Here is a 9,030-nt window from a genome sequence, read left to right on the forward strand (position 1 = left end):
TCGCCCGTAAGCTAAGAGAGGTTTTTACCAATCACACAAAACCCCTTTATCCCTGGATGAAAAACTTGTCCTAAGCGGGTCTATCAATATGCTTTCATCAATTTAGGTGAAGCGTTCAAGAGTTTTTTTCAAGGGTTGGGTAAACACCCAAGGTTTAAGAAGAAAGGTAAACATGATTCCTTCACAATTGATAATTGTGGAAAACCAATAGAATTAAATGGATGGAATCATAAATTACCTTTTATTGGTTGGATCAAGACTTATGAACCCATTGAAGCAACAACTAAAAAAATCACCATTAGTAGACAGGCAGGAAATTGGTACTTAAGTTATAGCTATGAATTTACTCAATATCCAACAGAAAAGACGACTGAAGTTGTAGGTGTTGATTTAGGTGTGAAAACCTTAGCAACTTTAAGCACGGGAGTTGTTTTCCCTGGTGCCGTTTCTTACAAGAAATTTGAAAACAAGCTCTCTAATTTACAATACCTTAATCGCAATAAAATTATTGGTTCAGCTAACTGGAAAAAGGCGCAACTTCAAATTGCCAAGCTACACACAAAGGTAGCTAATATCCGTAAAGACGTGCTTCATAAATTGACAACTTATCTAGCTAAAAACCACAGCATTGTGTCAATTGAAGTATGACAATGTTCGCGGTATGTTGGCTAACCATAAGCTAGCTAAATCAGATAGCAGATAGTGATTTTATGAGTTCAGGCGACAACTTGAGTACAAGTGTGAGTGGTACGGCTCTAACGTAGTAGTTGTGGATAGATTTTTTCCATCATCAAAGACTTGCAGCAGGTGCGGTCATGTTCAGGATATGCCATTAAATGTGAGAACTTTTGATTGCCCTGAATGTGGCATATCTATAGACAGAGATTTAAACGCAAGTATTAATTTAAGAAATGCGGTCGGCTTGACCGTCAATGCCTGTGGATGAGTAGCAGCCGACGGTTAGGGACGTTGCATGCAACGTCCGTACAGCAGGAAGTAAACATTAAAATGTCACTTGTTATGACGTTTTATATCGGTTTTATAAAGCAGGAACTCAACTCACCCAGAAAATCGAATCAAGTTTCTGACTCGTATTTGGTGTTTTAGGCGATCGCTGATATGTTTGTGTAGCATGATTTAGGAAAACCTTGGTTGGGTAAGATCAAAAGCAAATAGTTATTATAAGTTTCACAGTTAGATGATTACTTCTTAAACTCCTAATAATACGTTTGAAAGTGAGGAATTATAGGTAAAAAATATAGTGGTTTGTGATTAATTTATATGCAAACCACTATGTCTATAAGACTATACAGTGAAAGTATCTACAAATACTGAACCTGCTGTGTTTCCATTAATAGTCGAGAGAGATAAAGTAGTGCCGTTGCTTTGCGCAAATCCAAATCCATCTAATAGATCGTTATACAATGTGTGAGCGTAGCCGTGATTACCTACAAAAGTAGAGGCACCTGGTTGGAGGAGATCGTCCCAGTTAATGTATAAATCTAAGTCAGCTAATGGGTCGTCGTATCCCAATGTACTGCTAGTATGGAAAGCAACAACTCTATCCGCATCGCTTGGATCTAGGCGATAATCTGTGGAGTTAGGACGAGAGAACCAACCTCCTTCAAATTCGGGACCTGCTGGATCGAGACCAATGAGTCGATCGACTTCGCCACGACGTTCGCGAAGTTCTTCACCTGCTTCACCCATGATATGAGCACCTAAACTGTGACCAATAAGTGTGGTATTAGCAGGATTGACACCTTGACCCAACAAATAGTCTGCTACCTCAACTCCCACTTCATCAACTCTGTCAGCAGCAGCAAAATAATTGAGAGTATTAGCGCCATCTTGCCAATCTACTACCAAAATGTTAGCATCATTCCCTTCCAAATCTCGTATATTTTGTGCCATCTCTGACATCCAAGCTTGAGGGGTGAAGTTATTACCTGGATTTCCACCCGTACTTTGGTAACCATGTACGATTACATAAGTAGGATCGTTTGTGTCTATAGGTCGTGAATTGTTGATTCTGTTGTTATCCCAAGTATTAAAGAAAACATCTACCATATTTTTAGTTTGTTCCCATGTATAAGTTTTTACTGAAAATATTACACTTTGTGTTTAGTTCTATTTTCCATCTATATAATCTACATAATTAGATACATTAGGACTTAGGCAGAAACCGGAAAAATAATAATCAGGGCAATAAACCTGGTTTCTTGTTCGGGTGCGTAAATCCTGATACAATACATTTTTATTTAAGCAAGAGGCAACAGGCGGTACAAAAGCTATACTTTTAAGTAGTATCGCGGAGTTTTTGTAATATCAAATCCGCTTAATTCGGTAGAAAAAAATGTTCCATCTTCAGTCATTGTCAAATCTTTCTCAATTAGTTCAATGAGATATATCAGATAATAGATATGTGGTTGGCGATCGCCAAATGTTTTAAAAGCTGGTTAATTAGCAGGATAATTAGAATTCTCAAAAAAAAATCAAGCAAAGATTCAGAGGTTGAATTCTTTGCTTGATAAATTAGGTATGAGAAATTTTTATTGTTATTTTTTATGCTGCTTCTTTCGGGATATGGCGGCGATCGCTACTGTGCCTAGTATTCCTAAGAGCGATGATGGTTCTGGTGTTGATTTAGGGTTAGGTGTTGATTGAGTGTTAGTGGTAAACAGGTAGGCTGAACCACTCGATTCTCCGTTGTCGTCGTCTCCTACAGAACCTATAATAGCTGTGTTATCGCTTAGAGCTACTGAACGTCCAAACTGGTCAAGTGCAGAACCGTCGGGTGCGGTAAATTTCTGGAGCAAGCTGCCAGTAGTAGTGTCAAATAAGTAGGCTGAACCACTCGATTCTCCGTTGTCGTCGTCTCCTACAGAACCTATAATAGCTGTGTTATCGCTTAGAGCTACTGAACGTCCAAACTGGTCAAGTGCAGAACCGTCGGGTGCGGTAAATTTCTGGAGCAAGCTGCCAGTAGTAGTGTCAAATAAGTAGGCTGAACCACTCGATTCTCCGTTGTCGTCGTCTCCTACAGAACCTATAATAGCTGTGTTATCGCTTAGAGCTACTGACAATCCGAAGACATCGCCTTCAGAACCGTCGGGTGCGGTAAATTTCTGGAGCAAGCTGCCAGTAGTAGTGTCAAATAAGTAGGCTGAACCACTCGATTCTCCGTTGTTGTCGTCTCCCCATGCACCAATCAGGGCTGTATTGTTGCTTAGAGCTACTGAGACTCCGAAGTTATCGCCTTCAGAACCGTCGGGTGCGATAAATTTCTGGAGCAAGCTGCCAGTAGTAGTGTCAAATAAGTAGGCTGAACCACTGGATTCTCCGTTGTCGTCGTCTCCCCATGCACCAATCAGGGCTGTGTTATGGCTTAGAGCTACTGAATTTCCAAACTGGTCCAATGCAGAACCGTCGGGTGCGGTAAGTTTCAGATCGACAGCATTAGCGGGAGCTGTAAAAGCTAGGAATACAAAGAGGGGAAAGCAGGCTCTTTTACCAATTGTTTTTAGGTTAGTTGCTTTGGTCTTAATTGTTTGTTTTTGCTGGTGCATATCTAGTTAGTTCTCAATTATCTTTGTTTTTTATCGTTTTGCTCAGTCGTTTAGTTATGACTATAGAATTAGAGTTGTCACTTTATGACTTCAAAAATCCTACAAACTTTTGCTATGTAGGCACTAGCTATTGCTGGCAAAAAAACCCAGGAATTATAATTTTTTCTAGCTTTGAGAAATTTTTTCGGTTATCTGCACACCTGCGCAATTAGTATAACATTTTATTTAGGCAAGAGGCAATAGGTTATACCAAAACTTTACCAAAACTTTAAATTTAAGTAGTATCACGGAGTTCCTGAGATTGCTTCCTTCCACGAATTCCAGTCGCAATGACTAGGGTATAGTAATTATCAGCTCTAACTTCTGACTTCTGACTTCAATTGCTTCCTTCCACTCCATTCCAGTCGCAATGACTAGGGTATAGTAATTATCAGGTCTAACTTCTGTTCGCGGGAATGGCCATTCGCCCCTACGACTTCAAACTTCAAATGTCACTCCCTCATACAAAAGTTCTATAGGACATTGAAATTCAATACTTTCTAGAGCGATCGCTTCCCCTGCTTCATAATAATGGCAAAGCCACATTTTCCCTTCTCTTCGACGATAAATTTCCACTGAAGTTGATTCTGAGTCTACTAATACATATTCCTGCAAACTAGGAATTTGACGATAATATTTAAACTTATTGCCGCGATCGTAACCTGCTGTACTTGGCGAAAGCACCTCAACAATGACTGTGGGATGTTGGATAAAGTCACGCGCTTTTAGATCGTCAGGGTGACAAGTAACCACCAGATCGGGATAGAAATAACGACTATTTTGATTTGCCTGAACTTTGACATCTGCAACATACGCTTCACAACCTCTTTGACTCAAATGAGGTCTTAAAGCTGTATATAAATTGAGGTAAACTTTGTTATGAGGAATAGTTCCCCGAGTCATTGCCAAAATTTCACCATCAATATATTCATAACGAAGTTCCTGTTTTGCTTCCCATTCGAGATACTCTTTAGGACTCATTTTTTGATAATTTTAGGGAATAGGGAATAGGGAATAGGGAATAGGGAACAGATAGAAATTATAAATTTTTCTCCCTGCTTCCTGCTCTGTAGAGACTTTGAATGCAACGTCTTTTTATTCATAAGTTTAATATCACAGATATTGAAATTACTCCAGAAATTTTTGGTAATAAAAGTAGCGATCGCACCTTGACAATTAGAAAAAGTTGTTATATTCTGAGATTAGATTGGTATTGTGGGAAAATAGTGGCTCTTTTTTTAGAGTCTGAATAACCGTAGGGGTTTGGTCTCCAAACCCATACCCCTTGACAATCTGAAAAATTAGACTCTTAGACTTCTTAACTACCATCCGTGTATCCGTGGCAAAATCCGTGTCTTCCCCTAACTTCCCCACTGAACTAAATTTCTCACAAATTCATAGGATCGACATCCACAGTTAAACTCACCCCAGGGCGACAAATATTACTCAACTTAGTCAGATCGGGTACATCATCACATCCAGGCAATAACTTTAACAAAATCTGCCACCGATAACGATTTGCTACTCTCGCAATAGGAGCGGGTGCAGGACCCAATAAATTATATTTTCCCTCTTCTGCTTTTTCCATCAACAGACTTGCTAACTGTTGAGCAGTCACCGCTACCTCGGTCGGATCATAACTACTCAGACGCAATAAAATCAACCGCCCGTGAGGAGGATATCGCAATTCTGCTCTCGTCTGTAATTCTGTTTCCACAAAAGACTGATAATCATTACGTTGCACTGCTTGAATGACAGGATGTTCTGGAGTATAGGTCTGAATAATTACTCGCCCTGGGTTATCTCCACGACCCGCGCGACCTGCTACTTGCAGCAATGTTTGAAAAGCACGTTCATTGGCGCGATAATCTGAAAAATGCAGTAAACCATCAGCGGATACGACTCCTACTAATGTCACTTGTGCTAAGTCTAAACCTTTTGTCAACATCTGGGTTCCGATCAATAAGTCTGCTTCCCCGTTAGCAAATTGATTTAACAAATTTCGGTGAGCATCTTTTTTGCGAGTTGTGTCGCTATCATATCTAATAAATCGTAAGTCGGGAAATTGTCTGGTTAACTCCTGTGCTACTTTTTGAGTTCCACTACCAAAAAATTTGAAAAAGGGAGAGTCACATTCCGGACAACGTTGGGGTTGTAGTTGGGTATAGTTGCAGTAATGGCAACGTAATAGTGGAGTTGCACCTTCGTGGGTGTAATGATAGGAAAGTGAAATGTCGCAATGAGGGCATTCCATGACATGACCGCAACTACGACAAGAGACGAATGTACTGTGACCGCGACGGTGAATGAATAAAATTCCTTGTTGTTTGGTTTGTTGTAGTTGTCGCAGTGCTTCTTGGAGAGGATAGCTAAACATTGTTCGGTTTCCCTGTCGCAGTTGTTGGCGCATATCTACTATTTCTATGGGTGGCATCGGTCTTGAGTGGACGCGTTCTGGTAATGATAGGTAGTAGGTGTTGGGTTCTGGGGAAACAGTTTCATTTTTATCTACTAAGAAACTGGGTTGATTTTCCCCCTCGTTTAAACTATCAATTTTTTCAGATAAATCTGGTTTTCCGGTTAGGGAAGCATTTTTATCTACTAAGAAACTGGGTTGATTTTCCCCCTCGTTTAAACTATCAATTTTTTCAGATAAATCTGGTTTTCCGGTTAGGGAAGCATTTTTATCTACTAAGAAACTGGGTTGATTTTCCCCCTCGTTTAAACTATCAATTTTTTCAGATAAATCTGGTTTTCCGGTTAGGGAAGCATTTTTATCTACTAAGAAACTGGGTTGATTTTCCCCCTCGTTTAAACTATCAATTTTTTCAGATAAATCTGGTTTCTGCCTTCTTGTTTCTAACCAACTTTCTAAAGAGGGAGTTGCTGAACCTAATATTAATGGGCAGTTTTCTAATTCTGCTCGCCATTTCGCTACAGTGCGAGCGTGATAACAGGGTGCGGGGCGGTCTTGTTTGAAACTGTTATCGTGTTCTTCGTCTAAAACAATTAAACCTAATTTTGGTAGGGGAGCAAATATTGCCGAACGAGTACCGATGATAATTTGCGGAATACCCCAGGTCATGTTACGCCAGGTGTCATAACGTTCTCCCGCAGATAAAGCGCTATGGTAAACATAGACTTTTTTGCCAAAACGAGCGCGAAACCTATCGGTAAGTTGGGGAGTTAGACCAATTTCGGGAACGAGTACAAGTGCAGATTTGCCATTTTCTAAGATGGGAGCGATCGCCTGTAAATATACTTCTGTTTTTCCGGAACCTGTAACTCCATGGAGCAATATTTGAGCAAATTCTTGAATCTGGGTAATAGTTGTTAATGCTTCTGTTTGGTAGGGTGTAAGCATTTTTATTTCATCTCTGGTATCGCCTCTACCTTGTTCTCGTCGTAATACTTCCTGTTCCTGAATGACAGCATAGCCTTTTTCTTCGAGTTTCTTTACCACAGAAGTTGTAGTTTGGCAGGTGTTAAGTAATTCTGTTAACCACATTTCGCCTCCACTTTGGCGTAACACTTCCATCACTTCTCGTTGACGTGGGGTTAAATCTTTGGGTGGGGTTTGAGCAACTAGAGTAACTGCTTGTCTAAGTTTTGGTTTGGGAGGGGAAGGGGGTTCGAGATAACTTTCTACCCAACCTCGTTGTAGTAAATCTTTTAATCCTCTTTGAGCACTTTTGACTTGACGTTGAATGTATTGCCAGGTGTAGTCTTTGGTTTTGGAGTTTTGCAGAATTTCCAGAATTTTTTGAGCATTAGCATTGAGGAAAATTTCTCCACCTGTTGGTATTGCTGTTTCGATGATGCGGATGCGTCTTTGACTACGTTTGAGTAACCCTGGTGGTAGAGCAGTGCGAATTACTCTAATAAGTGGTGTTTGATAATAGATAGCAACTTTCTCCAGGAGTTCCCAATAAGTGACAGGAAAAAAACCTCTGGTAATAATGTCTGATACATTTTTGACACGATCGCTACTTAAACCTTCTGGTAGTTGGGAAGTTTTGCGGATAGCGATCGCTCCTACTTGTTGGTTGCCAAATGGTACTACTAGAATGTCTCCCGATCGAATATCCATATCGGGAGGTATTTTGTAGGTAAATAATTTTTCCTCCTCTTCAGTATGATCTGTTGAAGTTTGGAAAGGGACATCAACTAAGACTTCTACCCACTCTTGCGATTCTGGGGGGAGATTTTTGTAAGATGACCCAGGTTCAGCTAGGACAGATTTTGAGAGTGTTTGGACAGAGTAGGACATTGGCAAAATTAATTAGGGGACAAATTTAGAACTCAGAAATCAGAAGTCAGAAGTCAGAAGTTAAATTGGCAGCACGGACTAAATTTGAGAGGAGCGAAAATTTCCTAGTAGTAATGGCTAATGGCGATCGCTATACTATTCTATTTACGGAAGTTAAAGGTAAGATTTTATATCAAATCCAGATAATTTAGTTATTGTAAGTCCGCAGCGACTGGAACGGAGTGGAAGGAAGTAATCTCAGAGGTAGCGGGAGATTGCTGCTCATTATTGCAATGACGACTTTTCACCGGGATTATAGAACCCATTTGGTATCTTTGACATTAATATTCGCGTTCCGCTTCGCGTTTCATGTCGCTCCGCGAAACGGAGTTCTATCGTTGAAAAACAATACTTTTTTGTTGAATAAAAAATCATGTTTATGGGCGAATTACCACTTATAGTTAAATACTATCATCATTTTTTAGGAAATGCAATAGCAAAATCTTCAGCCTCGCCAATTTATTTGTAGGAGCTTCACAGAATGCAAAAGTTAGTGCCTCCTAACATGGCGATCTAACCGAATTAATCTTCTGATTCTAATCTTAAAGGTAAGGGAGTAGGAGAGTATTTTTCAATCTTTCTTTTTCCTGTATTGTCTCTATTTCACTCCCTACTGATAACTTAAAAATTTGGCGTTGCTGATGCGTGGGTATGATTTGCATTTTTTGGTAGTTGCCAAACTATTGAATCACCTGAAGGGGTGACAATAAAGGTTAAAAAGCTGTCTCTATGCAGCATTGAGCAAAACATGTTCATTAATGGATAATGGATAATGGATAATGGATAATTACCTCTCCCTAAAAGGGAGAGGATTGACTAAAAGGAAAAGATTTATTTCTCTTGGTTGATTGGATATGGCGAGGTTTCCTCGCCATATCCAATCAACCGCTTTTTCCCCTTTATTGGGGAGGCTTCAAGGCGCGAATTATCTAATTATTTAATTGTTTAATTATTAATTATTTCGGTAAAAAAATCCGTATTCCCTCATTAAATAGGGTTTGCTGAAAAAAGCAGAGTGTGGTCCGGGAGGGGCGCGCGGTTTGTCCCGGCAAGCGGGGCTGCATTCCGGCGCGCTCCATCGCTGCCATCAGGCGCGGGGCGCCGAGCCCGTCC

At 40.2% G+C, this 9,030-nt stretch carries 7 protein-coding genes and 1 pseudogene; 4 read left to right on the forward strand and 4 right to left on the reverse strand.

Annotated elements, in window-relative coordinates:
- Positions 1-96: 96 nt before the first annotated feature.
- Both F6K22_RS21245 and F6K22_RS21250 read left to right on the forward strand, forming a co-directional pair.
- Complete coding sequence (locus F6K22_RS21245) at positions 97-648, forward strand: RNA-guided endonuclease InsQ/TnpB family protein (RefSeq protein WP_293102340.1); 552 nt, start codon at positions 97-99, stop codon at positions 646-648.
- 70 nt (positions 649-718) lie between these two features.
- Positions 719-946, forward strand: a pseudogene (locus F6K22_RS21250) (RNA-guided endonuclease InsQ/TnpB family protein); the annotation flags it as partial.
- A gap of 359 nt (positions 947-1,305) precedes the next feature.
- On the opposite strand, the gene F6K22_RS21255 reads toward F6K22_RS21250, so the two are convergent.
- From F6K22_RS21255 to F6K22_RS21265, 3 genes are all read right to left on the reverse strand, one after another.
- On the reverse strand, positions 1,306-2,070 hold the full coding sequence (locus tag F6K22_RS21255; protein ID WP_293102323.1) for an alpha/beta fold hydrolase: 765 nt from the start codon (positions 2,068-2,070) through the stop codon (positions 1,306-1,308).
- Between the two features lie 488 nt (positions 2,071-2,558).
- Positions 2,559-3,569: an FG-GAP repeat protein gene (locus F6K22_RS21260; protein ID WP_293102326.1), complete on the reverse strand. Its 1,011-nt coding sequence runs from the start codon at positions 3,567-3,569 to the stop codon at positions 2,559-2,561.
- A 477-nt stretch (positions 3,570-4,046) separates the two neighbouring features.
- Complete coding sequence (locus F6K22_RS21265; protein WP_293102329.1) at positions 4,047-4,589, reverse strand: Uma2 family endonuclease; 543 nt, start codon at positions 4,587-4,589, stop codon at positions 4,047-4,049.
- Between the two features lie 101 nt (positions 4,590-4,690).
- On the opposite strand from F6K22_RS21265, the gene F6K22_RS21270 reads away from it, so the two are divergent.
- Entirely contained in the window at positions 4,691-4,861 is a 171-nt protein-coding gene (locus F6K22_RS21270) for a hypothetical protein (protein ID WP_293102332.1), read from the forward strand.
- A 134-nt stretch (positions 4,862-4,995) separates the two neighbouring features.
- Here F6K22_RS21270 and priA read toward each other — a convergent pair whose 3' ends face one another.
- Positions 4,996-7,878 carry a replication restart helicase PriA gene (priA, locus tag F6K22_RS21275; protein WP_293102335.1) on the reverse strand — a complete coding sequence of 961 codons (2,883 nt, stop codon included), beginning with the start codon at positions 7,876-7,878 and terminating at the stop codon, positions 4,996-4,998.
- 65 nt (positions 7,879-7,943) lie between these two features.
- On the opposite strand from priA, the gene F6K22_RS21280 reads away from it, so the two are divergent.
- Entirely contained in the window at positions 7,944-8,069 is a 126-nt protein-coding gene (locus F6K22_RS21280) for a hypothetical protein (RefSeq protein WP_293102338.1), read from the forward strand.
- The last annotated feature ends 961 nt before the right edge of the window (positions 8,070-9,030 follow it).

The sequence above is a fragment of the Okeania sp. SIO2F4 genome, from assembly GCF_010672385.1.
Lineage (GTDB): Bacteria > Cyanobacteriota > Cyanobacteriia > Cyanobacteriales > Microcoleaceae > Trichodesmium.

What these genes read in the sequence shown, in the direction of transcription:
- F6K22_RS21255 (WP_293102323.1), bottom strand. Translation starts at nt 2,070, where the DNA reads ATGGTAGATGTTTTCTTTAATACTTGGGATAACAACAGAATCAACAAT.
- F6K22_RS21260 (WP_293102326.1), bottom strand. Translation starts at nt 3,569, where the DNA reads ATGCACCAGCAAAAACAAACAATTAAGACCAAAGCAACTAACCTAAAA.
- F6K22_RS21265 (WP_293102329.1), bottom strand. Translation starts at nt 4,589, where the DNA reads ATGAGTCCTAAAGAGTATCTCGAATGGGAAGCAAAACAGGAACTTCGT.
- F6K22_RS21270 (WP_293102332.1), top strand. Translation starts at nt 4,691, where the DNA reads ATGCAACGTCTTTTTATTCATAAGTTTAATATCACAGATATTGAAATT.
- priA (WP_293102335.1), bottom strand. Translation starts at nt 7,878, where the DNA reads ATGTCCTACTCTGTCCAAACACTCTCAAAATCTGTCCTAGCTGAACCT.